At 73.0% G+C, this 23926-nt stretch carries 21 protein-coding genes; 9 read left to right on the top strand and 12 right to left on the bottom strand.

Annotation, left to right across the window (positions count from 1 at the left end; translation table 11 throughout):
- Window positions 1–122: 122 nt before the first annotated feature.
- Both ASE15_RS20185 and ASE15_RS02860 read right to left on the bottom strand, forming a co-directional pair.
- On the bottom strand, window positions 123–491 hold the full coding sequence (locus ASE15_RS20185) for a heavy-metal-associated domain-containing protein (protein WP_068625024.1): 369 nt from the start codon (window positions 489–491) through the stop codon (window positions 123–125).
- 26 nt (window positions 492–517) lie between these two features.
- Window positions 518–859, bottom strand: coding sequence for a metal-sensitive transcriptional regulator (locus tag ASE15_RS02860; protein ID WP_082608341.1), 342 nt, complete (start codon window positions 857–859; stop codon window positions 518–520).
- 259 nt (window positions 860–1118) lie between these two features.
- On the opposite strand from ASE15_RS02860, the gene ASE15_RS02855 reads away from it, so the two are divergent.
- Window positions 1119–1706, top strand: a complete 588-nt coding sequence (locus tag ASE15_RS02855; protein WP_056644498.1) for an HdeD family acid-resistance protein — start codon at window positions 1119–1121, stop codon at window positions 1704–1706.
- 173 nt (window positions 1707–1879) lie between these two features.
- On the opposite strand, the gene hemL is transcribed toward ASE15_RS02855, so the two are convergent.
- From hemL to hemE, 6 genes are all read right to left on the bottom strand, one after another.
- The gene (gene hemL / locus ASE15_RS02850; RefSeq protein ID WP_056761066.1) at window positions 1880–3250 is read right to left on the bottom strand and encodes a glutamate-1-semialdehyde 2,1-aminomutase; all 1371 of its coding nucleotides are present in this window, start codon (window positions 3248–3250) and stop codon (window positions 1880–1882) included.
- A gap of 5 nt (window positions 3251–3255) precedes the next feature.
- Window positions 3256–4218 carry a porphobilinogen synthase gene (hemB, locus tag ASE15_RS02845; RefSeq protein ID WP_056761490.1) on the bottom strand — a complete coding sequence of 321 codons (963 nt, stop codon included), beginning with the start codon at window positions 4216–4218 and terminating at the stop codon, window positions 3256–3258.
- Between the two features lie 32 nt (window positions 4219–4250).
- Window positions 4251–5651, bottom strand: a complete 1401-nt coding sequence (locus ASE15_RS02840; protein WP_056761063.1) for a uroporphyrinogen-III synthase — start codon at window positions 5649–5651, stop codon at window positions 4251–4253.
- Window positions 5651–6829, bottom strand: coding sequence for a hydroxymethylbilane synthase (gene hemC, locus ASE15_RS02835; RefSeq protein WP_056761059.1), 1179 nt, complete (start codon window positions 6827–6829; stop codon window positions 5651–5653). Before hemC ends, ASE15_RS02840 begins: the two co-directional genes overlap by 1 nt.
- Before the next feature lie 187 nt (window positions 6830–7016).
- Window positions 7017–8513: an NAD(P)/FAD-dependent oxidoreductase gene (locus tag ASE15_RS02830; protein ID WP_056761056.1), complete on the bottom strand. Its 1497-nt coding sequence runs from the start codon at window positions 8511–8513 to the stop codon at window positions 7017–7019.
- Between the two features lie 54 nt (window positions 8514–8567).
- Window positions 8568–9677, bottom strand: a complete 1110-nt coding sequence (gene hemE, locus ASE15_RS02825; RefSeq protein WP_056761053.1) for a uroporphyrinogen decarboxylase — start codon at window positions 9675–9677, stop codon at window positions 8568–8570.
- 49 nt (window positions 9678–9726) lie between these two features.
- On the opposite strand from hemE, the gene ASE15_RS02820 reads away from it, so the two are divergent.
- Window positions 9727–11196 (top strand): glutamyl-tRNA reductase, encoded by a 1470-nt coding sequence (locus tag ASE15_RS02820; RefSeq protein ID WP_056761051.1) that lies wholly within the window; start codon window positions 9727–9729, stop codon window positions 11194–11196.
- A 115-nt stretch (window positions 11197–11311) separates the two neighbouring features.
- On the opposite strand, the gene ASE15_RS02815 is transcribed toward ASE15_RS02820, so the two are convergent.
- Window positions 11312–11740 carry an NUDIX domain-containing protein gene (locus ASE15_RS02815; protein WP_162259109.1) on the bottom strand — a complete coding sequence of 143 codons (429 nt, stop codon included), beginning with the start codon at window positions 11738–11740 and terminating at the stop codon, window positions 11312–11314.
- A gap of 196 nt (window positions 11741–11936) precedes the next feature.
- Between ASE15_RS02815 and ASE15_RS02810 the strand changes: the two genes are divergently transcribed.
- From ASE15_RS02810 to ASE15_RS02785, 6 genes are all read left to right on the top strand, one after another.
- The gene (locus ASE15_RS02810; protein WP_056646430.1) at window positions 11937–13154 is read left to right on the top strand and encodes an SHOCT domain-containing protein; all 1218 of its coding nucleotides are present in this window, start codon (window positions 11937–11939) and stop codon (window positions 13152–13154) included.
- A 10-nt stretch (window positions 13155–13164) separates the two neighbouring features.
- Window positions 13165–14442: a hypothetical protein gene (locus tag ASE15_RS02805; RefSeq protein WP_056644519.1), complete on the top strand. Its 1278-nt coding sequence runs from the start codon at window positions 13165–13167 to the stop codon at window positions 14440–14442.
- Window positions 14442–14717, top strand: a complete 276-nt coding sequence (locus tag ASE15_RS02800; protein ID WP_056644524.1) for a hypothetical protein — start codon at window positions 14442–14444, stop codon at window positions 14715–14717. The genes ASE15_RS02805 and ASE15_RS02800 overlap by 1 nt, the downstream gene beginning before the upstream one ends.
- 67 nt (window positions 14718–14784) lie before the next feature.
- The gene (locus tag ASE15_RS02795; RefSeq protein WP_056761044.1) at window positions 14785–15708 is read left to right on the top strand and encodes an exopolyphosphatase; all 924 of its coding nucleotides are present in this window, start codon (window positions 14785–14787) and stop codon (window positions 15706–15708) included.
- Between the two features lie 86 nt (window positions 15709–15794).
- Window positions 15795–16136, top strand: a complete 342-nt coding sequence (locus ASE15_RS02790) for a PadR family transcriptional regulator (protein WP_056644531.1) — start codon at window positions 15795–15797, stop codon at window positions 16134–16136.
- Window positions 16133–16882, top strand: a complete 750-nt coding sequence (locus ASE15_RS02785) for a hypothetical protein (RefSeq protein ID WP_056644534.1) — start codon at window positions 16133–16135, stop codon at window positions 16880–16882. Before ASE15_RS02790 ends, ASE15_RS02785 begins: the two co-directional genes overlap by 4 nt.
- 98 nt (window positions 16883–16980) lie before the next feature.
- Here ASE15_RS02785 and ASE15_RS02780 read toward each other — a convergent pair whose 3' ends face one another.
- Window positions 16981–18417 (bottom strand): DUF2252 domain-containing protein, encoded by a 1437-nt coding sequence (locus ASE15_RS02780; RefSeq protein ID WP_056644537.1) that lies wholly within the window; start codon window positions 18415–18417, stop codon window positions 16981–16983.
- Window positions 18418–18615: 198 nt separating this feature from the next.
- Here ASE15_RS02780 and ASE15_RS02775 point away from each other — a divergent pair, with 198 nt between their 5' ends.
- On the top strand, window positions 18616–19983 hold the full coding sequence (locus tag ASE15_RS02775) for an FAD-binding oxidoreductase (protein WP_056761041.1): 1368 nt from the start codon (window positions 18616–18618) through the stop codon (window positions 19981–19983).
- 124 nt (window positions 19984–20107) lie between these two features.
- Here the strand turns inward: ASE15_RS02775 and ASE15_RS02770 are convergent, their stop codons facing one another.
- Window positions 20108–21919: a hypothetical protein gene (locus ASE15_RS02770; RefSeq protein WP_056761038.1), complete on the bottom strand. Its 1812-nt coding sequence runs from the start codon at window positions 21917–21919 to the stop codon at window positions 20108–20110.
- A 272-nt stretch (window positions 21920–22191) separates the two neighbouring features.
- Window positions 22192–23895 carry a glycoside hydrolase family 10 protein gene (locus ASE15_RS02765; RefSeq protein WP_235534088.1) on the bottom strand — a complete coding sequence of 568 codons (1704 nt, stop codon included), beginning with the start codon at window positions 23893–23895 and terminating at the stop codon, window positions 22192–22194.
- Window positions 23896–23926 lie beyond the last annotated feature (31 nt).

The following is a 23926-nucleotide window of genomic DNA, read 5'->3' as shown; positions in this document are numbered from 1 at the left end:
CAGGACGAGCGTGGGGCTGGGGCCTCACGGGCACTGAAGCACCCTGCGCGGATCAGTTGCCAGAACGTGGCCGGTGCATGGACCGGCGTGGTTCTGACAACTGATCCGTGGCGACGGGAGCGTCAGGCCTGGGGGACCTGGAGGTCGTACGTCTTCACGGCCGGGGCCGCGTCCGCCGCGGAGTCCGTGCCGCAGCCGCAGCCGCAGTTGTGCGCCTTGCGGTCCGCGGCCTGCTCGGCCGACTGCGCAGCCTGGGCGTCGAGCTGGACCTCGTAGCTCGTGACCTCGTAGCCGGCCTCGTCCACGGCCTCGCGCAGCGCGGCCTCGTCGAGCGGGTCGTCCGAGAACACGGTGACCTCGGAGGCCCCGCCGACGTTCAGGTCCACGCTGATGTTCTCGACGCCGGCGACCGCGCCGACGTCCTTGGTCACGTGCGAGACGCAGTTGCCGCAGGTCATGCCGGTGACGCCGAGGGTGGTGACGGTGCTCATGGGTGCTCCTTGAGAGGGGGTGGGTGTCAGCTGCGGACGAGTCGGGCGATGGCCTCGGACGCCTCGCGGACCTTGGCGGCGCCCTCGGCCTCGGAGGACCGGGCGGCGTCGACGACGCAGTGGCCGAGGTGGTCCTCGACGAGTCCGATGGACACCGCCTGGAGAGCCTTGGTCACCGCGGAGACCTGGGTGAGGATGTCGATGCAGTAGACGTCCTCGTCGATCATGCGGGCGATCCCGCGGACCTGGCCCTCGATGCGGCGCATGCGCTTGAGGTAGGCCTCCTTGTCGGAGGCATATCCGTGCGGGCCGGTGTGGGCAGGGGCAAGACCCGGCTCGACCGGGTGCTGGGTGGTCGTGTCGCTCATGCTGGGCCTCCGTGCTCGCTCTCGCAGATACCCCTACTGGGTACCACCCTCCAAGGTACCCGGGAGGGGTATCCCCTTGTCAAGGGGCCGAAGGTCCCGCGCAGGCCCCCGGTCGCGCACGCGCAGCCCGCCCTCTGCGACGAATGCGGCGTTCGCCACGACATAGTGCCGTTTCGGGTGTTCGATGAGAACCGAACAGCCCGCACGGACGGTGCTCCAGCGTTCCTGGCGGGACTCGACCCGACGTCAGGAGCCCACCATGACAACGCAGGACCCGATCCTCACAGCCTTCTCCTCCGCCGCCAAGCAAGTCTGGTACTGGCCCGTGATCCGCGGCGTGATCGCGATCCTCTTCGGCATCGTCGCGCTCGCGTGGCCGGAGATCACGGCCGTCGTCTTCATCTGGATCGTCGCGATCTTCACGCTCGTCGACGGCCTGTTCGAGATCGTCGAGGGCATCCGTCGCCGGGGGACCGGCGGCACCGCAGCGCTCGTCACGGTCGGCCTCGTGAGCGTCGCGGTCGGCATCGTGCTGCTCGTGTGGCCCGGCAAGACCGCCGAGGTCCTCGTGTGGATCGTGGGTCTGTGGGCCGTGGTCCTCGGGATCTTCCAGGCGATCGCGAGCATCGAGCTGCGCAAGGTCCCCGGCAGCGGCTGGGGCTGGGGAGTCTTCGCGGGCCTGCTGTCGCTCGTGTTCGGTCTGCTCGTGCTCTTCAACGTCGGCGCGGGCGTCGTGTCGATCGTCTGGATCCTCGCGATCGTGGCCCTCGTGTGGGGCATCTCGCTCATCGCGTTCGGCTTCCAGATCCGCAGCCTCGGCAAGAAGGCCGGTCAGGTCACCTACTGACCGGCTCCCGTCGGTCGAGCGTCCCTCGACCGGCGGGACCGCCTGCCGCGCCGTGCACCACGGCGCGGCAGGGCGTGAGGTGAGCGGCGCCGTCGGGCACGGAGGAAGGTGCCCGACGGCGCCGCTCACCCACCAGGCACCCTCACCCCGCGCCCGGGCCGGGCGTGCAGGGCTCAGGCCGTGGCTCGCGCCGCGGCCTTCGCTCCGTCCGGGAGCGCTGCGAGGATGCGCTCGACCGCGGCGTCGTCGTGCGCCGACGACACGAACCACGCCTCGAAGACCGACGGCGGCAGGTTGACCCCGGCGTCGAGCATCGCGTGGAAGAACGCCTTGTAGCGGAACGCGTCCTGGGCCTGCGCCTGGGCGTAGTTGCGGACCCCGGCCGCGGCGGCGAAGTCGCCGAACATGATCGAGAACAGGTTGCCCGAGCGCTGCAGGCGGTGCGCGACACCCTCGGCGGCGAGGGCCGCGCTCGCGGCGTCCCCCACGACCTGGGCGACGTGGTCGACGCGCGCGTACACGGCGGCGTCGGCCAGGCGCAGCGTCGCGAGGCCCGCCGCGACCGCGACCGGGTTCCCCGAGAGCGTGCCCGCCTGGTAGACCGGGCCGAGCGGCGCGAGCTGGTCCATGATCGAGGCCGGTCCGCCCAGTGCCGCGACGGGCATGCCGCCGCCGATGACCTTGCCGAACGTGAAGAGGTCGGGCGTGTACTCGGGGAGGGCGCCCGCGGCCAGGCCTGACTCCAGGCCCCACCAGCCGCTCGGACCCACGCGGAAGCCCGTGAGGACCTCGTCGAGGATCAGCAGCGCGCCGTGCGCGGACGTGATGCGGCGCAGGCCCTCGTTGTAGCCGGGGGCCGGCGGGACGATCCCCATGTTCGCCGGGGCTGCCTCGGTGATGACCGCGGCGATCTCCGAGCCCCGCTCGGTGAACGCGCGCTCGACGGCGTCGAGGTCGTTGTAGGGCAGCACGAGGGTCTCGGCCGCACTGGCCTCGGTCACGCCGGCCGAGCCGGGCAGCGCGAGCGTCGCGACGCCCGATCCCGCCTCGGCGAGCAGCGAGTCGACGTGCCCGTGGTAGCAGCCCGCGAACTTGATGATCAGGTTGCGGCCCGTGAAGCCGCGCGCGAGGCGCACCGCGGTCATGGTCGCCTCGGTGCCCGTCGAGACCAGGCGGACGCGCTCGGCGGCGGGGACCCGACGGCGGACCTCCTCCGCGAGGTCGACCTCGCCCAGCGTCGGGGCGCCGAACGACAGGCCGCGCGCCGCGGCGTCCTGCACGGCCGCGACGACTGCTGGGTGCGCGTGGCCCAGGAGCGCGGGACCCCACGAGCACACGAGGTCCACGTACTCGCGGCCCGTGACGTCGGTGACGTACGCGCCACGCGCGCTCGCGATGAACCGCGGGTCGCCGCCGACCGAGCCGTAGGCCCGCACGGGCGAGTTCACGCCGCCGGGGATCGCGCCCTGGGCGCGCACGAACGCCTCGTGGTTGTCGTGGAGGGTGGTCGCGTGCGCCGGGGAGCCGGCGGGGTGGATCGTCATCGGTGTCACCGAATCCATTCTGCGATCTCGAGGGCCCAGTAGGTCAGGATGATGTCGGCGCCCGCGCGCTTGATGCCGAGCACGGACTCCAGGACGGCGCCGCGCCGGTCGATCCAGCCGTTCGCGGCCGCGGCCTCGATCATCGCGTACTCGCCCGAGACCTGGTAGGCGGCGACGGGGACGTCGCTGCGCTCGGCCACGGCCGCGAGCACGTCGAGGTACGAGCCTGCGGGCTTGACCATGACCATGTCGGCGCCCTCGGCCAGGTCGAGGTCGGCCTCGCGCAGGCCCTCGCGGAAGTTCGCGGAGTCCATCTGGTAGGTGCGGCGGTCGCCCTGGAGCGTCGAGTCGACGGCCTCGCGGAACGGACCGTAGAACGCGCTCGCGTACTTGGCGCTGTACGCCAGGATGCTCACGCCCGCGTGCCCGGCGTCGTCGAGGGCCTCGCGGATCACGGCGACCTGGCCGTCCATCATGCCCGACGGCGCCACGACCTCCGCGCCCGCCTCGGCGAGCGCGCGGGCCATCGAGGCGTAGCGGACGAGGGTCGCGTCGTTGTCCACGACCAGGTCGCCGTCCGGGCCGGTCGTCAGGACCCCGCAGTGCCCGTGGTCGGTGAACTCGTCGAGGCACAGGTCGGCCATGACGACCGGTCCCGGTCGGCCCGTGCCGGCAGCGGCGTCCCGGGCGGCGTCGCGCGCGATGCGGACGGCCCGGTTGAGGATCCCGTCGGGGGCGTCGGCCTGCGAGCCGGTCGCGTCGCGGTGCTCGGGGATGCCGAACAGCATGACGCCGCCGACCCCGGCCGCGGTGGCCCGTGCGACGGCCTGGGCGAGGCTCGCCTCGGTGTGCTGCACGATGCCCGGCATGGACCCGAGCGGCTTGGGCTCGGTCAGGCCCTCCTTGATGAACAGGGGGAGCACGAGGTCGGCGGCGTGCAGCCGGGTCTCGGCGACGAGCCGGCGCATCTGCGGGGTCGAGCGCAGGCGGCGGGGACGGATCACGGGAGGTTCCTGCCTTCTGTGGGGGATGGGTTGTCAGAGCTGGGCCGGGGTATGGCCCGGGTCAGTTCTGACAACTGGTCGAGGGGTGCCGGGGACGTGGTGCCGGTGGGAGCCGGGTCGGGGGACGTGGGGGTGCCGGTGGGAGCCGGGTCGGGGGACGGGACGGTCCTGCTGCGCCCCGGGCCCACGGGGCCCACCGGACCCGCCGCTCCCGCTGGCCCTGGTCCCGCGCCGAGAGATTCGTTGTCAGAACTGACCCGGGGGATACCCCGGTGTGCTTCTGACAACTCGGCGCCGACGCGCAGCACAGCACCGGCCAGCGCCTCGTCGGTCGCCTTCTCGGCCACGGCGTCGATCCGCAGCCCGACCGCGTGCGCGGCCTCCGCCGTCGGCTCCCCGATCGCGACCCCCGCGACGCGGGGGTCCACGCCGAGCTGGGCCGCGACCTCGCGCGCCACGCTGCCCGACGTCAGCACGACCACGTCGACCGCCCCGGCCCGCCACGCCTCGACGACCTCCGGGGAGAGCGCGTGCGACACGGTCCGGTACGCAGTCACGACGTGGACGTCCCAGCCGCGCTCGCGCAGCCCCTCGGCCATGGTGGGCTTCGCGAGGTCGCCCTGCGGCACGAGCACGCGCCGCGACGAGGTGCTCGCCGACGAGTCGTCAGAAGTGGCCCGGGGTTCCGCCCGGTGTGCTTCTGACAACTGATCGGTGAGCGCGTCGAACGCCGCGAGCAGACCGCGCGCCGAGTTCACGGTCGCCTCGAGGTCCACGCGGACGCCCACGGCCTCGAGCGCGCGCCGCGTCGCGGGCCCGACCGCAGCCCACCGCGTGCCAGGACCCGCGGAGTCGGCAGCGCCACCGGTTCCCGCAGGTCCGGCCAGCGCGGCGAGGTCCAGTCCGCGGCGCGCGGCGCTCGCGGTCAGCTCGTCGATCGCGTTGACGCTCGTCACCACGACCCACGCGAAGGCGCCGTGCGCGAGGTCCGCGACGGCGGCGTCCATCGCCGCGGTGTCCTCGATGGGGGCGCGCTCGATCGCCGGGCTCACGAGCACGGTCGCACCCTGCGCGCGCAGGCGCGCGGCGAGGGGCTCGGCTCGCTCGGGCGAGCGGGGCACCAGGACGGTGGTACCGGTCAGCGCCCCGACGGCGCGGGCCGGTCCGGAGGTGGCCGGGTCGTGCGCCGCGGGCACGTCCCCCTGCCCGACGGCGCTACTCGCCGGGGGAGCGGCGGTGTCCGTGGGAGGGGCAGCGTCGTCCAGCCCGACGGCGTCGCTCACCGCGGCGGGGCGGGCGGGGGTCTCGGAGGAGGTGTCCGCAGCAGGCGTGGCCGGGCGTGCCGGCACGGGAGGCAGGTCGCGCCCGCGCTGGGGGTCGCGCAGCCGGCCTGGCATCAGCGCTGCTCCGGGCCCACGGGGGCGTCGGTGCCGCCGACCGTGAGCTCGTCGTCCTCGGTACCGCCGGTCGGCGCCGTGCCCGGGGCCCAGAGCGCGGGCGCCTCGGCCCGAGCGAGCGAGCTGCCGCCGGGACCGGTAGCGCGCAGGGGCGCGAGCTCGGCGGCCCCGCCGGCCAGGAGGGCGTCGGCGACCTCGACGCCCAGGCCGCGGGCCAGCGCGTCGGTCGTGTCGTCGGCGCGGGGCACCCCACCGGTCGTGTCGGCCGAGCGTCCGGCTCCACCGGCGACCGGCGGCAGCGCGACCCGGGCCGAGTGCGTGAGGACCTGCCCGCCGTCGAGCCGCGCGACGACGGCCGAGAGATGGAGCTGGTCGTCCTCGACCACGGCGTGCGCCCCGACGGGTGCCGCGCACCCGGCCTCGAGCCGGGCGAGCAGCGCGCGCTCGGCGAGGACCGCGAGGCGGGTCGGGAGGTGGTCGAGGCCCGCGACGACCTCGGCGAGGTCGAGGGGCTGGCGCGTGCCGCCGTCGGGCAGGAGGTCGAACGACGACAGGGGAGACAGGTCCGCGGTCCGGACCTCGACGCCCAGGGCCCCTTGCCCGGGCGCGGGGGCCATGACGCGCACGTCGATGACCTCGGAGACCGCGTCGAGCCGGCCCAGGCGCGAGAGCCCCGCGTAGGCGAGGACGACCGCGTCGAGGTCCGCGTCGGGGCCGAGAGCGCGCGCGAGGCGCGTGTCGACGTTGCCGCGGATGTCGAGCACGTCGAGGTCGGGGCGGACCGCGAGGAGCTGGGCCGCGCGGCGCGGTGACCCGGTGCCGACCTTGGCGCCGCGCGGCAGGGTCGCGAGCGTCCAGCCGTTCCGGGCGCACAGGACGTCGCGCGGGTTCTCGCGCTCGGGGGTCACGAGGGTCAGCCCCTCGGCAGCGCCGGTCGGCAGGTCCTTGAGCGAGTGGACCGCGACGTCGCAGCGGCCGTCGAGCAGGGCCTCGCGCAGCGCGGTCACGAACACCCCGGTGCCGCCCATCGAGGCGAGCGAGCCCGAGCGGACGTCGCCCTCGGTGCGGATGCGCACGATCTCGACCGGATGCCCGGTCAGGTGCTCGATGCGTCGTGCGACGAGTCCCGTCTGGGTCGTCGCGAGGGCGCTGCCACGGGTTCCGACACGAATGCTCACGCTCCTAGTCTCCTCTGCCCGGAGGCATTGTCGAAATGCGCGTGAACCGGTGCGGCGCGGCATTCTGCGGAAAGGAGGCGCGAGTGACATCGACCTGACGCGAGGTCAGAACAAAGAGACGAATTGTCAGGACGTTTGTCGCAGGAATGCGGAAGGCATGAGGTGCCGTCCGCACCGCCCCCGAGGATCAGAGCTGCTCGGCGCAGTCCTGGGCGTGCCCGACGATCGCCGCGAGCCCCGTACCCGCGATCCAGCCACCCGTGACCCCGAGCCCGTCGACGTGCGAGACCCGCTCGACGAACGCCGCGACCTCACGCCGGTAGACGGGCGTGGGCGGGGGGAGCGACCCGTTCCAGCGCGTCGACAGGTGCTCGCGCACCTTGCCGTCGAGGTCGACCCCGAGCAGCACCGACGCGTCGCGCACGACCTGGTCGAGCGTCGGCTCGACCGTCTCGCCGATGCGCCCGTAGCTCAGGCGCACCACATGGTTCCCCGGCCCGACGGCGCCCGCCACCCGGGCGGCCAGCCACGGCCACTTCGCGGTCGAGTGGGTCAGGGCCTTGGCCTGGACGGGGTCGTGCGCGCCGGCCCGGTGGTTCTCGTCGCGCGTCGACCAGGTGCGGGGCTTCGGCGCGACCAGCAGCCCGCTGCCCCGCGGGGCCGCGTCGAGCTCAGGGGCCTCGAGCAGCAGCGTCACGAGACGGATGTCCGCACCGGGCTCGGGGTCCGGCACCGGGTCGGCCGTGCGGCCCGCGAGCGGGGACACCAGGTCGACGACCGCGGGCGTCGTGACCAGCAGGCGCGCGGTCCGGAAGGTCGTGGGGCCCCCGGGACCCTCGGCCTGGACGCTCCACCCCTGGTCGCCGTCACGGTCCAGCGCGACCACCTCGTGGCGCACGAGCAGCACCCCCGCCGGGCCCGCGCTCCCGGCGGGAGCCCCGCCGTCGGGCACGTCGCTCGTCACGGCGAGCGTGAGCTCCTCGACGAGGCGGTGCATGCCGCCCTCGATGCCGCGCACCGCAGAGCCCGCCGGGGCCTGGGCGCGCATCGCGGCGACCGCCCGGGTCAACGAGCCCTCGCGGGCGTAGGCCTCGCGCAGGCCCGGGGCCACGGCATCGACGTCGAGACGTTCGAGCGGCGCCGAGTGGACGCCCGCGGCGACCGGCGCCACGAGACGTTCCGCGACGCGGCGTCCCAGGCGCGAGCGCGCGAACGTCTCGAGGTTCTCCTCGTCGACCCATCGGCGCGGCTTGATCCGGTCCATGCCCGCGCGCAGCGCACCGGGCCAGCCGACCGCGCGGCGCACGTCGGCCGCGAACGGGTGCGCCGGGATGCCCATGATCCCGGCCTTCGGCAGCGGGAACGCGCGGCTCGCGGCATAGCCCCACGCGCTGATCGGGGCGGGCTCGACGACCGTCAGGCCCAGGTCGGCGACCAGGTCGCCCACGGCGGACCCGCGGGCCGCGAACGACTCGGCGCCCACGTCGACCGACAGGCCCGTCGAGCCCAGCTTGTCGCCGTGCACAGGGCCGCCCGGGCGGTCGGCCGCCTCGAGGACGAGGACGCGCAGGCCGCGGCGGCGCAGGGAGCGCGCGGCGGTCAGGCCGGCGATGCCCGCGCCGACGACCACGGCGTCGAACGTGGAGGAGGAAGGGCCGGACGATCCATCAGCAACGGGGTGCACACGTCAAGTGTGCCCCCGCTGCGAGGGTGTGTCAGACCGTGCGGGACCCCGGGGTCACGCGGGTTCCGACACGTTCCGGACGGAATGGACGAGCTCGACGACCCGGGTCAGGACGGTCGGGTCGGTCTCGGGCGGCACGCCGTGGCCGAGGTTCACCACGTGCCCGGGGGCAGCGCTCCCACGGTGCAGGACGTCGCGGACGTGCGCCTCGAGCACGGGCCACGGCGCGGCGAGCAGCGCCGGGTCGATGTTGCCCTGGACCGGCACGTACCCCCCGAGGGTCGCCGCGGCCTCGTCGAGCGGCGTGCGGTAGTCCACGCCCACGGTCGGGTGCGTCACACCGGCCTCGGTGAGGGAGTCACGCATGGCCCCGAGCAGGTGCCCGGTGCCCGTCCCGAAGTGGATCGCCGGGACGCCCAGGTCGCTGACCTGCGACAGCGCGACCGTGCTCCCCGGCTTGGCGCCCGTGAGGTAGTCCTCGAGCGACAGGCTGCCGGCCCACGAGTCGAACAGCTGGGCGGCGCTGGCCCCGGCCAGGACCTGGGCGCGCAGGAACGCGCCCGTGATCTGTGCGGTCCACGCCGTCAGGCGGGCCCACGACTCGGGGTCCGCGTGCATGAGCGTGCGCGCCGCGAGGTGGTCGCGCGAGGGGCGCCCCTCGACCAGGTAGGCCGCGAGCGTGAACGGCGCGCCCGCGAAGCCGATGAGGGGCGTCGAACCGAGCGCCGCGACCGTGAGCGCGACGGCCTCCGTCACGGGCGCGAGCGACTCCGGGGTGAGCTCGTGCTCGACGAGGCGAGCGACGTCGTCGGGCGTCCGGTAGGCCTGCCCCATGACCGGACCGACGCCCGGGACGATGTCCACGTCGACCCCCGCGAGCTTGAGCGGGATGACGATGTCCGAGAAGAAGATCCCCGCGTCCACGCCGTGGCGGCGCACGGGCTGGAGCGTGATCTCGCTCGCCAGGTCCGGGCGCAGGCACGAGTCGAGCATGCCGATGCCCTGGCGCAGCTCGCGGTACTCGGGAAGGGACCGACCGGCCTGCCGCATGAACCACACGGGTGTGGTTTTCGGGCGGTCGCCGCGCAAAGCGCGCACGAGGGGAGAATTCGTCGTCCGGCCGTCGACGAGAGGGTGGTTGTCTGAAAGCGCGGTGAACGTCACAAGAACCGATTCTGCCGTGCGCGGGGAGGAATGATTCAATCGGAGCACTGTGGTTCTCCTGTCGATGACTGCAAGTCACCACGAGCTGGACATGTCCACCCTCGAGCTCCTCTCCACCGGAGCCGCGTCGGTCGGGCGGACGGCCGTCGAGACCTGCGAAGCGATCACCGGTGCCGTCGTCGTCGCGACGTGCAACCGGTTCGAGGTGTACCTGGACGTCGACTCGCCCGTGGACGGGCGGGGCGTGCAGCACGCGTCGCACGAGGTCGCGCGGCTCGTCGCCGCGGCGTCGGGAGTCGCGGAGGACGTGGCGGTCGGGGCGTTCTCGACCCGCACCGGGCCCGACGTCGCCGCTCACCTCTTCGAGGTCGCGGCCGGCCTGGACTCGATGGTCGTGGGCGAGCGAGAGATCGCCGGGCAGGTCAAGCGTGCGCTCGAGGAGGCCCGCGAGGGCGGTGCGACGTCGTCCACGCTCGAGCTCCTGTTCCAGACCGCGTCCCGGACCTCCAAGAAGATCAGCAACGAGACGACGCTCGGTGGCAACGGCCGGTCGGTCGTGTCCCTGGGGCTCGACCTCGCGAGCGCCGAGCTCCCGCCCTGGCGCCAGGTCCGCACGGTGCTCATCGGGACGGGCTCGTACGCCGGCGCGTCGCTCGCGGCGCTGCGGGCGCGGGGCTGCGAGGACGTGCGCGTGTACTCGGGGTCGGGTCGCGCCGAGCAGTTCGCGGCCGACCGGGGCGCCGTCGCGGTGACGGATCTCGTGGCGGCTCTCGAGGACGTCGACCTCGTGGTCTCGTGCAGCGGGGCGCGGGGACGGGTGGTCGCCGACGCGGACGGCGGTGAGGCTGGCCGTGGTGGTCCGGGTGCGGGTGCGGGTGCGCCGAGGGGGACCGGGCCGGGCGCCGAGGGTGACGGAGCCGCTGCCGGAGGTGATGCGCTGGGCCACGTGCTCGACGCCGCCGCGCTCGTCCGTGCCCGGTCCCGCGCCGCGGAGGCCGCGGGTGACGAGGCGCTGCACCGGCCCATGGTGGTCCTCGACCTGGCGCTGCACCGCGACGTCGACCCGCGCGTCGCGGACGTCGACGGCGTCCTGCTCTACGACCTGGCCTCCCTCAAGGCGCACTCACCCGCCCTCGGGTCGCTCGTCGTCGGGCAGGCACGGCGGATCGTGGACCGTGCCACGCGGGACTTCGAGGAGACGCGCCTGGGGCGCGCGGCCGACACGGCCGTCATGGAGCTGCTCGACGACGCCGACCGGCGGATCGCGGCCGAGGTCGCCGAGCGCGTGGCCGAGCGCCGCGCCGCGGGGACCGAGGTCGACGACGCCGAGACCGAGGCGCTCACGCGCTCGGTCCGTCGCCGCGTGCACGCCGACCTGCACGACGCGATCGTCGCGGCCCGGTCGTCGGCCCTCGCGTCGGCCCAGGCAGAGGCCTCGGCCGTGGTGGCCGACGCCGAGGAAGCGCTCCGCAGTGCCGGGACCAACGGGCTCGACGTCGAGGCGTGCGCGGGGCGCTGACCCGGTCCGGCTCTCTGCGCCGAGCACGAGGTTGCGGTCGTTCTCGTGCGGTTTGCGACTGCAACCCCGTGCTCGACCGATCGCAACCCCGTGGTCGACCGAGTGACGGTCCGTGTCAGGCCGCGAGCTCTCCCGTCGCCGCCAGCCGCTCCAGGACGATCCGGCCCGCGGGCGGGACACGGTGCGCGTCGTTCGCCGTGACCCACGTGAGCTCACGGACCTCGGCACGAGGCGCCGGCTCGGGGGACCCGGGCAACAGGTCGGCGTAGAGGCAGTGCATCCGCACGAGCCGCCCGTCGAGCCCGTGGCCGGGCGCCTCGGCGACGAGGCCGGACCTCACCGTGGCAGGGTCGAGCAGCACGCCGAGCTCCTCCTCGATCTCCCGGACCAGGGCCTGCTCGTCGCTCTCACCAGGGTCGAGCTTGCCGCCCGGCATGAAGAACAGGTCGTTGTCCCGGCTGCGGACGACGAGCAGCCGCCCGTCCACGACGTGGATCCAGCCGACGGTCTTCAGGGGTGCGGTGAGGGGAGAGGGGGAGGTCACGGAGAACATCCTGTCATCCGGTGCGTCACCGTGGGCGGTCCGGTCCGTGAGAGCGGATGCGCCGGAAACTCGCCGATAGTTCCGTTTCAGAACGAAAGTCGATACTGTGCCGATCGCGGTCGAGGGCCTCAGGGCGTCGGCCGCGACGACGACAGGTCACGCGCGGCTCCGTCCGCCCGATCGGACGGAGAGCTCGATGGGATTCATCAAGGCCTTTGCTGGTGCCCTCGGCGGCACGCTCGCGGACCAGTGGAAGGACTTCCTGACCCCACCCACGAACCTGGCGCCGACCGCGGCGCTCTTCCCAGCGGTCGCGCAGGGGCAGAACGCGGGGCGCGGGTCCAACACCAAGGGCTCGGCGAACATCATCACGAACGGCAGCCGTTTCGTCGTTCCCGAGGGCTACGGGCTCCTGACGTTCCAGGACGGCGCGCTCACGGGCTTCGTGGCCGAACCGGGTGGCTACCTGTTCACGTCCGACGACCAGAACTCCCAGTCGATCTTCGCCGACAACGGCTTCCTGAGCCCGCTGATCAAGACCACGTGGGAACGCTTCAAGTTCGGCGGGCAACCCGGGTCGCAGCAGCTCGGGTTCTACGTGAACCTCAAGGAGCTGCCGAACAACCGGTTCGGTACGCAGTCGGAGATCTACTGGGACGATGCGTACCTCGGCGCCCAGGTGGGTGCCGTGACGCGTGGCACCTACACCCTGCGCATCGTCGACCCGATCCTCTTCGTCAAGCAGTTCGTGCCGCTGACCTACCTCGGTACGGGCGCGAAGGTGTTCGACTTCTCCGACCTCGACAACGACGCCGCGAGCCAGCTCTTCACCGAGGTCGTCGGGTCGCTCGCGGCAGCGTTCTCGAGCTACACCAACGACCCGGACAAGGGGAACCGGATCACCCGGATCCAGAGCGACTCGGTCGGGTTCGCGCAGTCGCTGGCCGGCGCGGTCGAGGAGGGCTACCAGTGGACGTCCTACCGCGGTCTGTCGATCGTCAAGGTCGCGCTCGCGGCGATCGAGTACGACGAGGACACCAGGGCGCTGCTGAGCGACGTCAAGAAGGCTGACGCGCTCGCAGGTGCTCGCGGGAACTCGTTCCTCCAGCAGGCTGCCGCGCGCGGCATCCAGGCTGCGGGAGAGAACCCAGGAGGAGCCGGGGGCGGCGCGAACATGGCGATCCTCGGCATGGGGATGAACGCCGCGGGCGGCGCGATGGCCGGGCTCCAGCAGCCCGTCGTCCCGCTCCAGCAGGTTCCCGTGCAGAGCGCACCGGTCGCCGCGGCGCCCGCCGCCGCCCCGCCCACCGAGGACCCGGTCGCGAAGCTCACGCAACTCAAGGCCATGCTCGACCAGGGACTCATCACGCAGGCGGACTACGACACCGCCAAGGCCAAGGTCCTCGGGTTCTGAGGCGCCGACGATGACTGTCCACGAGCCGGAGGCGGCCGTCCCGTCGTCGGCCCCGCCTGCCTCCCCGCAGGAGGTGTCCCCGCCGCCCGTCGGGACACGGGACGGCGGGCCGGCCATCGTCCGTACCGACGTCGGGGCCAGCGACGGTCTCGTCAAGTGCTCACGGTGCGGGGCGACCGAGATCTCGCTCAACGTCGCGACCGGGAACCTGCGCTGCGGGTTCTGCCGGTACGAGTGGGCCGCTGCCGGGACGATCGCGGACCTCGGCCTCGACGGCGACATCGGCGCGCTGCGCGGCGTCGTCGTCGGGTCCGGCACCGCCGCGATCGTGCCGGGGACCGACGAGGTCCTCACGTTCCGGTGCTCGGCGTGCGGTGCGGACGTCGTCGTCGACACCGCGCACGGCACCCAGGCGCGCTGCCACTGGTGCCGCAACACGTTGTCGGTCAACCAGCAGGTCCCCAACGGCGCGGTGCCCGACGTCGTGCTGCCGTTCCGCCTGGCCAAGGACGAAGCGATCACGCGCATCCGGGAGTTCGTCGGCAAGCGTCGCTTCTACGCCCACCCGACCTTCCGGGCCGAGTTCGTCCCGGAGAGCGTCGTCGGGGTCTACATGCCGTACCTCGTCGCGGACCTCAACACCAAGGCCCGGTTGTCCGGGCAGGGCGAGCGTCTCGTGCGGTCCTACACCGTCAAGGTCAAGGGGGCCGACGGCGAGGAGCGCGACGAGCGGCGCTACGACGCCGACGTCTACGACGTCGTGCGCGAGTTCGACCTGCACGTCGACGACCTGACGCTCGAGTCCTCCGCGGACCGACGGGACCACGGCGCGAGCTCGCGGACGAACAACGTCATCAACACGATCCTGCCGTTCGACGTCGAGAACGCGGTCCGCTACGACTCCAACTTCCTCTCGGGGTTCACCGCGGAGCGGCGCGACACCGACATCGACGACGTGCGCGAGCCCGCGTTCGCTCAGGCCAAGGAGATCGCCCGGTTCCGGGCGCTCGACATGATCGAGGCCTACGACCGCGGTCTCCGGTGGGACCACCAGCAGCTCGAGGTCGTGGGCCAGCGCTGGGTCGCTGCCTACCTGCCCGTGTGGCTGTACTCGTACCACGAGGTCCGCAAGAACGGGAGCTCGGTCCTGCACTACGTCGCGGTCAACGGGCGGACGGGCGAGACCATGGGCTCCGTCCCGGTCAACCGCCGCCGCCTGCTCGCGGTGTCCCTCGCCGTCGAGGCCGTCGCGGCCGTGATGGCCCTCCTCGTCATGATCGGGACCTGATGCACCTGCTCGCCCTGGATGCGCTCACCGTGGCGGCCGAGTCCTCGTCCGGCGAGGAGGGGGCCCTTCGGCTCGTCGTCGTGGGTCTGCTGCTGCTCGCCGGGCCGCTCTTCTACTGGTTGACCTGGCGCCGGTACCGCAACGCGGGCGAGCGTCATGACCACCGGAGGGACACGCGCTCCGAGGTGCGTGCGGTGCGCGGGTCGGACGTCCACGTGCGCCGGCTCGTCGGCCGGACGAACAGCAGGATGTCGGGCGCCAACCACCGGTCGTAGAGGGCGCGAGGGCTCCCGCCCGGCGGGCCGTCCGGTCGCCCTTCGCGTCCCCCGCTACCGTGGGCGGATGCGACTCGGAGTGCTCGACATCGGTTCCAACACCGTCCACATGCTCGTCGTGGACGCGGTGCGCGGTGCCCGCCCGGACCCGGCGGCGTCGGGCCGTTCGGTCGTCCGTCTCATGCGCTACCTCCAGCCCGACGGCTCGATCTCGGCCGAGGGCGTCGACGCCCTGCTCGAGGCGGCCGACCGGGCGGCGGCGCTGGCCCGCGAGTACGAGGTCGACGAGTCGCTCGCGCTCGCGACGTCCGCGCTGCGCGAGGCGACCAACGGCCCCGAGGTGCTCGCGGCGATCGAGGAGCGTGTCGGGGTCCCGATCGAGGTCCTCTCGGGTCCTGAGGAGGCGCGGCTGACGTTCCTCGCGGCGAGGCGCTGGCACGGGTGGGCGTCGGGCCGGCTCATGGTCCTGGACATCGGTGGTGGTTCGCTCGAGATCGCCTCGGGCCTCGACGAGGAGCCCGACGTCGCGGTCTCGGTCCCCCTGGGTGCCGGGCGGATGACCATCGAGCACCTCCCGGACGACCCGCCCACGGCCCACCAGGTCGCGGCGCTGCGCTCGCACGTGCGTGGGGTGCTCGCCGAGGCGCTCGGCGAGATCAAGGCGCTGCCGCGTCCCGACCACGTGGTCGCGACCTCCAAGACGTTCCGGTCGCTCGCGCGGCTCGCGGGCATGAAGGTCGCGGTCGTGGGTCCGGAGGAGCGGTGGCGCATGGAGCGCTCGCAGCTGTCCGACTGGGTGCCGCGCCTCGCGCGCATCCCCGCGGCGGGTCGTACCGAGCTGCCGGGGATCACGGCCGAGCGGACCTATCAGATCGTCGCGGGCGGCGTGGTCGCGGAGGAGACCATGAAGGCGTTGCGCGTCGCGGAGGTCGAGATCTGCCCGTGGGCGCTGCGCGAGGGCGCGATCCTGCGTCGCCTCGACCAGATCTGACGGCCCGCGCCGGGCCTCGCTGCACCCCGTTCGGTCCCATGTGAAGCGTCTACCGGGCCTCCGCACATGGTGCTATCTTGTCTCGCATGGTACCTAGCGAGGACATGATCCTCACGAACCTCCGGCGAGGGGCGATCGAGTACTGCGTGCTCGCGCTCCTGGCCGACGACGAGTGGTACGGCCTGGACATCGCCCGCCGTCTCTCCACGGACGGGGTGCTCCTGAGCGGTGAGGGCACGCTCTATCCGCTCCTCGCGCGGCTGCGCAGGGGCGGGCTCGTGGAGACGCACTGGCGCGAGTCCGACGCCGGACCACCTCGGCGCTACTACGCCCTGACCCCTGAGGGGCGCGCAGCCCTCGAGACCTTCGCCCGCACCTGGGCGCCCTTCCGCGACGCCGTCGACTCGACCCTGGGGAGCCACCGATGAACCGCACGAACGACGCGATCAGCGCGTACCTGGACGACCTCGCGCGGATGCTCGCGCACGTCGATCCCGCCGAGCGGGCCGACGTCCTGGGTGGGGTGCGCGAGCACGTCGATGCGAGCCTCGCCGAGCTGGGGCACGAGCCCAGCGAGCAGGAGGTCGCGGCGGTCCTCGCGTCGCTCGGCGCCCCGGAGGACGTGGCGCGAGCGGCGTCGGGTGCGCTCAGGGATCCCCTGCCCGACGGCGGAGCCTCCTCTCGCCCCGCCCTCACCGGTGCGTGGGTCGCCCCGGTCGTGTTCGCCCTCGCCCTCGTGGGCATCGTCGGGGCACCGCTGCTCCTCCCGGGCGTCCTGTGGCTCGTCGCAGCGGTCCTGCTCGGTGCCTCGCCGCTCTGGACCACGAACGAGAAGATCTGGGGGATCGTCTCGGGCTTCGGGGCGGGGGCCGCGTGGCTCGGGCTCACGGGCATGATGCTGCTGCCGTCCGCGAGCTGCGCGTCGGTCGGCTCCCTGTCCGCCGCGGGCCCCTCGGCCGTGGGCGCGATCACGGCCGAGGGGTCGGACGGCGGTTTCCACGCGCCGACGAGCGGGGACTTCACGACCACGTGCGACGCCGCGGGTGCGAACGTCGGCGGGCTGGTCCTGACGGTCCTGCTCGGGGCGATCGTCCTGGCGGCGCTCGTCTACCAGGTGGTCCTCCTGCGCCGGGGGCTCGCGCGGTCCACAGCGGGCCGAACCGCCGACGCCTGAGCCGCCCCCGACCGCCTCGCCGCGGACGCCCCCCGACGGGACGCGTCCGCGCGAGGTGGGCGGCGCCGTCGGGCACGGGGGCCGCCCCGGTGCGTGCGTCAGACGCCCAGGACCGCCTCCACGTCGCCCGCGGCGATCGCGTCGAGGAGGGCCTGGTGGTCCAGGGCGTTCTGGTCGGCGTAGCGACGGGCGAACTCGGTGAACGAGTGGTCCGCGACGTCGCCCTTGCCGAGGTACGCGCTGATCGCGAGGGCGTCGCCCGAGCGGGCGTGCCCGCGGGCGAGGACCCACGCGCACATCTGCGCGTAGGCGGCCATCGCGACCGGGAGCATCGTCTCGAGGTCCGCCGAGACCTTCCAGTCCCAGAGCTGGCGGAAGTAGTAGTCGTGGGGGCGCTCGTCGGCGCCGTGCACGGTGTTCCAGCCGAGCAGGGCGTCGCTCGTGGCCTGCAGGAGGCGCTGTCCCTCGACCACGCGGCGCCCGTTCTCGGGGTACGGGCTGGCCGACGTGTAGGGCTCGAGGACCGACGGCTCGGCCTCCTTGACCTGGAGGAACAGGGGGTCGTCGTTGTCCCGGCCGACGAGCAGCGCGACCCAGCAGCGTGTGCCGACGCTCCCGACCCCGACCACGCGCCGAGCCAGGTCGACGAGGCGGTAGCGCTCGAGCAGGATGCGCCGGGCGCCCGTGAGCGAGTCGCCGTAGGCCGCGAGGGCCGTGGTCACGACGCCGAGGAGGCGAGCCTGCTCGGCGTCGTCGAACAGGTCGCGCACCGGGACGAGCAGGGGCGGGTCGCTCACGAACCGCAGCTCGCCGTCGTCGCGCAGCGTGGTGAGCCGACGCCGGGCCTTCTGCCGGTCCTTGGTCCGCGCCTTGCGCAGCGCCTTGCGGAGGTTGTCCATGACGCCAGGAGGGACCGACCCGTTCCACCGTTCGACGATCTCGTCGCCGCGGAGCTGCACGTGCCACAGGTCGAGGTGGCCCAGGTCGGCGAACGTGCGGAGCGTCTGGCGGTACCCGCGCGCCGCGGCGAGCGTGATCCGCTCGCGCTCCTGGTGGGACATGCCGCGGTGGCGTCCCGCGATCTCGAGGCTCGCGACGAGCCGCTGGAGGTCCCACTCGAAGGGGCCGCGGTGCGTCTCGTCGAAGTCGTTGATGTCGAAGACCAGCGAGCGCTCGGGGGACGCGAACCCGCCGAAGTTCGCGAGGTGCGCGTCGCCGCAGAGCTGGACGGTCAGGTCCGTGCGCGGCCCGGTGCCGAGGTCGGCCGCCATGACCGCGGCCGCCCCCCGGTAGAACGAGAAGGGGGTGGCGGCCATACGTCCCATGCGGAGCGGGACGAGCGACGCGACCCGGCTCGCGTTCTGGGCCTGGAGGATCGCGACGGGGTCGCGACGGTCGGTCGGCGGCGTCCACGCGGCGGTCGAGCGACGGGGGAGGAGCGTGCGGGCTGCGCGTCCCTGCTCCTTGCGGTGCTCGGGCGAGGGCGTCCCGCGCAACGGCGCGCGGTCGGGGGGCTGGTCCGTGGTCTGGGGCATCGTCGCTCCTCGGGTCCGTGGGCGTGAGGGCGCCCTCGCTCATCATGGCGCGCGCGGTCACCCAGGGCGCGGTGGAAGCATCAGCCTCGGCGGACATTCCCGGCACCTTCGGCTGACCTGTCACCGGAAGCGCTCCCAGCTCTCTTTCTGGGGTAGCGCTGCTCCGCGCTCCCCACCTTGTTCGAGAGGGAAACGCCCATGACCACCCACGAGATCACGCAGGACGTCGTCCTCGACGCCCTCACGCAGGCCGTGACCGGCCGCGTCCTGCCCGGTAACGCCGCCGAGGCCCGGCTCTCGGGCATGAACGTCGCCGTCGAGCACCGTCCCGACTACGTCGTCCACGCCACGTCCACCGCCGACGTCCAGGCGACCGTGCGCGTCGCCAAGACGTTCGGACTGCCCGTCGCGGTCTTCAGCACGGGCCACGGGTTCGCGCGCGGGATCGACGGTGGCATCGCGCTCACGACCGCGGGCCTGACGGGCGTCGAGGTCGACGAGCCCGCGCGCACCGCGCGCGTCGCCGCCGGCTCCCGCTGGAGGGACGTGCTCGACGCCGTCACGCCCCTCGGGCTCGCCGCCGTCACCGGGTCGTCGCCCGACGTGGGAGTCGTCGGCTTCCTGCTGGGCGGCGGGATGAGCCCGCTCGCCCGGGAGGTCGGCTTCGGCTCGAACTACCTCCTCGCGGCCGACGTCGTGACGGGGGACGGCGACCTCCTCCATGTCGACGCCGACCACCACCCCGAGGTCCTGCGCGCCCTGCGCGGCGGCAAGTGGGGCCTGGGGATCATCACGTCCGTGACGATCAGGCTCCTGCCCCTCGCGACCATCACCGGAGGGAGCTTCTTCGCGGTCGGGGACGACGCCGCGACCATGTTCCGCGCCTACGCCGACTGGGTCGCGACCGCTCCCGCCGACATCACGACCTCGGTCGCGCTGCTGCGGCTGCCCCCGCTCGAGTTCCTGCCCGAGCCCCTGCGAGGTCAGTACGTCGCGAACGTCAGGGTCGCCTCGACCCGCCCCCTCGCGGAGGTGGCCGAAGCGATCGCCCCGTTGCGCGACGCGGCCCCGGTCATCCTGGACTCGATCGGCGAGATGCCGTACGCCGCGATCGGAGCGGTCCACCAGGACCCGACCGACCCCATGCCCGTGCTCGACGGCTCGACCCTGCTGCACACGTTCGAGCCGCAGACCGCGGAGGCGCTGCTCGCCGTCGCCGGGCCGCAGTCGACCGCACCGCTGATGATGGCCGAGATCCGCCACCTGGGCGGGGCGCTCGGCGACGGCGCGCACGGTCCCGACAGCGTGACCGGCCGTGACGCCGCGTTCTCGCTCTTCGTGATCGGAGTTCCCGTCCCCGAGCTCTTCGAGACGGCCGTGCCGGCCGCGATCCGCGGGCTCCTCGAGGCCGTGCAGCCGTGGTCGCTCGGTCGTACCCAGGCGAATCTCGCCGGGGCGGTGAGCGAGGCCGCCATGATCGACCTGTGGTCGCCCGCCGACCAGGCGCACCTCGCGACCGTGCGTCGTGACCTGGACCCCGACGGCCGGTTCCTCATGCCCGCGTGAGGGCCCGGCGCCGTCGTCCCGCCCCGACGCTCGAGGCGAGACGACGGGAGGGGGCGCGGCGCCGTCGGGCCGTGATGCCCGGCCCCCTGGGTGAGACGACGGGCCCCTCCTGCTGTGCCCGTGCCTACGTGGCCGGCGTGATGGTCCCGGGGAACTGCTTGAGGTCCCCGCCGCCGCCCGAGCCCTGGTTGATGGAGAAGAGCATCTCGACGAGCGAACCGTCGCTGCGCGGACCACGGGCCAGGCTCGCGGCGTAGTCGAACGTGCTCACGGGCTTGCCGTCGTAGTCGAGCGCCAGGGCGGAGACCTGGTTGACCCCGATGCTGTCCTGGCTGTACTCGACCGCGTTGGCGTGGAGCGTCGCCATCTGGCGCTCGGTGAGCGTGAGCCGGAGCACGTCCCCCTCCTTGACCGTGCCGCCCGCGTCGAGGCCCGAGAATTCGCTCTGGTTGAAGAGCTGGGTCGACATCTGGTCGGCCTCGACCGTGTACGTGTAGGTGCGACCTGCGGTGTTCTCGGTCCCGTCCGGGTTGAAGGCCTGCGAGAAGAACGTGTCGCTGCGCCCCCCGTAGCTGAGCTTGGTCTGCTGGTCCGCCGACCCGTCCGGGTAGGTCGTGACCACGGCCGAGCCCGAGTTCTCGCCGAGGTCCCACGACGCGCCGCCCACGGGCGTCTCGACGTCGAGCGACGTCGTGGACTTGTAGTCGATCTTCTCGATCGTCGTGAGCCCCGAGATGCCCGTCGACGCGTCCTGCGGGATCTCGCCCGTGAGGAGGTAGGTGTCGTACGCGGCCCGGCCCTCGGGCGTCGAGAGGTCCAGCTCGGCGCTGCGCAGCGACGCGCCGTCGAGCGAGGTCGTGTTGCCCAGCAGGACCTTGACGGCCTCGAAGTCGACGCCGAGCCCGCCGTAGTTGCTCAGCGCGTCCGTGGGGCCGGACGTGATGCGCACGGTGTCGTCGCCCGTCTTCTCGATCACGCTGCTCACCCCGGCGGACTCCTCGATGCCCGACTTCATGGCGATGTGCCGGAACGAGGCCTCGAGCTCGGTGCCCGTGTAGCTCCCGCTGTCCATGGTGACGGTCGAGCCGGTCGGCATGGTCGAGGGGTCGAACGGGTTGACGGCACCCGGGTCGGTGATCTTGGCGCCGTCGGGCACCTTGACCGCGTACTCGGAGGTCACACCCGTGGTGTAGCTGCCGCTGACGCCGTTGCCCCCCTTGTCGAACCCGCCCTCGACGCCCACCGAGACGTCGGACTTGGTCGTCCAGGTGGTGAACCCGTCCTCGCTCTTCTCGCCCGACGTGAGCTCGGCACCACCGGTCAGGCCGAACGTCACCTTGGAGCCGTTCGTGGTCTGGAACCAGTTCTCGAGCGTGCCCGAGCCGGAGACCGTGGTCTCCCCGGTGGTCGGGTCGTACGTCACGCCCCCCGAGACCGAGCCGCCGCTGCCCTCGGTCGCGGGCGAACCGAGCGAGCCGTTGTCCGTCCCCGACTCCTGGGTCCCCTTGACGGTCACGGTCGGGCCGCCGGGGGACTCGGCGTCGTCGACCCCTGAGGAGGAGCCTGCGCCGGCTCCGCCTCCGGAACCGCCGCCGGGCCCACCCGACCCGGAACCGCCGGCCGAGCCGCCGGTGCCGCCTGACCCGCCGGCGCCGCCCGACGACCCGGTGTCCGCCGCGCTCGTGCTCTCCTGGTCGTCGGCGTTGCGCCGAAGGGTCGTCGCCGCGTCGCGCAGGGACTGGGCGGTCTGCGTCAGCAGGGGCTCGAGCCGGCCGTCCCACTGGCCGCGCTCCTGCTCCGCGTCGGGCCCGTACCAGGGCACCGAGTGGAACGAGCCGCGGACCTTCGAGCGCGCCTGGTCGAGGACGCCAGCCCCGCCGTCGAGGCTCGTGGCGAGGTCGCGCAGTGCTGCGACGTCGGCGCCGTACATGACCACGGGCGAACCTCTTTCAACCGGCAGGGAGTCCTGGACGAGGACACGCTACGTGACGGTGCAGGATCGCGACATGGGGAGGAGTCCCCAGGTGGGCCCCGACGCAGGTCGGTCGACGACGCGCACGCTTCCCGGGCAGCCGTCCGTCGTCGTGGATCTGGTCGAGAGGTTTCGGCACCGGGTGTGTCGTGCCGAGAAGTGAGTAGATGCCCCTGATCCCGTCGGATCAGGGGCATCTACTCACTTCTCGTCGGGCCTGAGCCCAGAGGGTCAGGTCAGACGGACCGGCGCGCCTCGCTGGGGCGCGACTCGTTCCACAGCCGGTCGAGCGCGGTGACCACGTAGGTGTAGCGGTGCCCGGTGAGCGCGGTCTCGTCCACCCAGTCCTGCACGACGTGCCCAGAGGTGCGGACGGTCGCGACGAGGTTGGCGGCGTCCTCGATGTCGATGCGGCGGGCGTCGCCCTCGACCCGGTAGATCGCGAAGGCCGTGGCCCGGGTCCTGCGAGGGCCCGTGTCGTTCCAGTGCAGCCGGACGCCCTCGGGGACTCGCCGGGCGTTGGCGAGGACCGGGACGCGCAGCGGTGAGACCCCGAGCCGGGGCATCGCGGGCACGAGCGCGGGGTGCCGGTAGTGGTCCTCGAGCACCCGGGTCATGGAGCCCTGCGGGTCGGCGGGGACGTGCTTGGCCGAGAAGTAGACGTTGCCCAGCACGGGCGCGACCTCGGCGTCGACCTGCTGCGTGAAGGTCAGGTGGTTCGACATCTCGGCGGGGTCGGTGAAGACGCCCGACGTGACCTTGTAGAGCGCCTCGCCCACGAAGAGCTGCGTGCCGGACTGCGCCGCGACCTCGGCCCACCACGGCACGAGCTTCGCGTAGTCCGCGACGGCGAGCCCGATCTGCCAGTAGATCTGCGGGTTGATGTAGTCGAGCCAGCCCTCGGTGACCCACTTGCGCGTGTCGGCGAACTGCATGTCGTAGGACTGCGAGCCGCTCGTGGCCGAGCCGCGCGGGTCGGTCGAGGCGTTGCGCCAGATCCCGAACGGGCTGATCCCGAACTTGACCCATGGCTTGGTCGCCTTGATGCGCTGCGAGATGGACTGCACGAACGTGTCGACGTTGTGGCGGCGCCAGTCGTCGACGGTCGCGAAGCCCGCGCCGTGCGTCGCGTAGGTGTGCGCGTCGGGGATGGTCTGCCCCGCGACCGCGTAGGGGTAGAAGTAGTCGTCGAAGTGCACGCCGTCGAGGTCGTAGTTCTCGACCGAGTGCAGGATCGCGCGCTGGATGTGCTCCTGGGCCTCGGGGATGCCCGGGTCGAAGTAGAGCTTGCCGCCGTAGGCCCACACCCACTCGGGGTGCTGGCGGGCAGGGTGCTCGGGGACGAGCTGGGCGGGGTCCGCCTGCATCGAGACGCGGTACGGGTTGTACCAGGCGTGGATCTCGATGTTGCGCCGGTGCGACTCCTCGACGACGAACGCGAGCGGGTCGTAGCCGGGGTCCTTGCCCTGGGTGCCGGTCAGGTACTGCGACCACGGCTCGTAGGGGCTGGGCCAGAACGCGTCGGCCGTGGGCCTGACCTGCACGAACACGGCGTTGAGCCGGTACTGCTGGGCGACGTCGAGCCAGTGCAGGTACTCGGCCTTCTGCTGCTCGGCGCTGAGCCCGGCGGCCGAGGGCCAGTCGATGTTGACGACGCTCGAGATCCACATGGCGCGCAGCTCGCGCTTGCGCGGCACAGGGCCCGACGGCGCCGCTCCCGTCGCAAGGACGGGTGCGGTCGCTGCTGCAGCGGGGGAGAAGGAGCCGATCGTCACGCTCAGCGTGCTGGCCGCGACGCCGGCGGTCGCGAGCGTGAGGAAGCCCCGACGGCCGAGGCCGGCGACCTCGGACGAGGGGGTGGTGGGAGCGGGGGCGACCGCGGTGGGGTCGCTCGGGTGGTGCGTCATGTCCATGCCTCCGTTGGTACGGGTCAGATGCATGGAAGAGAATTTCACAGTTCTTACTTATTGT

This window comes from Oerskovia sp. Root22 (assembly GCF_001429135.1).
In the GTDB taxonomy this organism is placed as follows: Bacteria; Actinomycetota; Actinomycetes; order Actinomycetales; family Cellulomonadaceae; genus Oerskovia; species Oerskovia enterophila.
The sequence above is the reverse complement of the archived record's forward strand: the minus strand, read 5'-3'. Positions and strand labels throughout refer to the sequence as shown.

Bases quoted from the DNA above. Each gene is read 5' to 3' on its own strand.
- ASE15_RS20185 (WP_068625024.1), bottom strand. From the start codon at position 491: ATGAGCACCGTCACCACCCTCGGCGTCACCGGCATGACCTGCGGCAAC.
- ASE15_RS02860 (WP_082608341.1), bottom strand. From the start codon at position 859: ATGAGCGACACGACCACCCAGCACCCGGTCGAGCCGGGTCTTGCCCCT.
- ASE15_RS02855 (WP_056644498.1), top strand. From the start codon at position 1,119: ATGACAACGCAGGACCCGATCCTCACAGCCTTCTCCTCCGCCGCCAAG.
- hemL (WP_056761066.1), bottom strand. From the start codon at position 3,250: ATGACGATCCACCCCGCCGGCTCCCCGGCGCACGCGACCACCCTCCAC.
- hemB (WP_056761490.1), bottom strand. From the start codon at position 4,218: ATGCGCCGGCTCGTCGCCGAGACCCGGCTGCACGCCGCCGACCTCGTG.
- ASE15_RS02840 (WP_056761063.1), bottom strand. From the start codon at position 5,651: ATGCCAGGCCGGCTGCGCGACCCCCAGCGCGGGCGCGACCTGCCTCCC.
- ASE15_RS02810 (WP_056646430.1), top strand. From the start codon at position 11,937: ATGGGATTCATCAAGGCCTTTGCTGGTGCCCTCGGCGGCACGCTCGCG.
- ASE15_RS02805 (WP_056644519.1), top strand. From the start codon at position 13,165: ATGACTGTCCACGAGCCGGAGGCGGCCGTCCCGTCGTCGGCCCCGCCT.
- ASE15_RS02800 (WP_056644524.1), top strand. From the start codon at position 14,442: ATGCACCTGCTCGCCCTGGATGCGCTCACCGTGGCGGCCGAGTCCTCG.
- ASE15_RS02795 (WP_056761044.1), top strand. From the start codon at position 14,785: ATGCGACTCGGAGTGCTCGACATCGGTTCCAACACCGTCCACATGCTC.
- ASE15_RS02790 (WP_056644531.1), top strand. From the start codon at position 15,795: ATGGTACCTAGCGAGGACATGATCCTCACGAACCTCCGGCGAGGGGCG.
- ASE15_RS02785 (WP_056644534.1), top strand. From the start codon at position 16,133: ATGAACCGCACGAACGACGCGATCAGCGCGTACCTGGACGACCTCGCG.
- ASE15_RS02780 (WP_056644537.1), bottom strand. From the start codon at position 18,417: ATGCCCCAGACCACGGACCAGCCCCCCGACCGCGCGCCGTTGCGCGGG.
- ASE15_RS02775 (WP_056761041.1), top strand. From the start codon at position 18,616: ATGACCACCCACGAGATCACGCAGGACGTCGTCCTCGACGCCCTCACG.
- ASE15_RS02765 (WP_235534088.1), bottom strand. From the start codon at position 23,895: ATGCATCTGACCCGTACCAACGGAGGCATGGACATGACGCACCACCCG.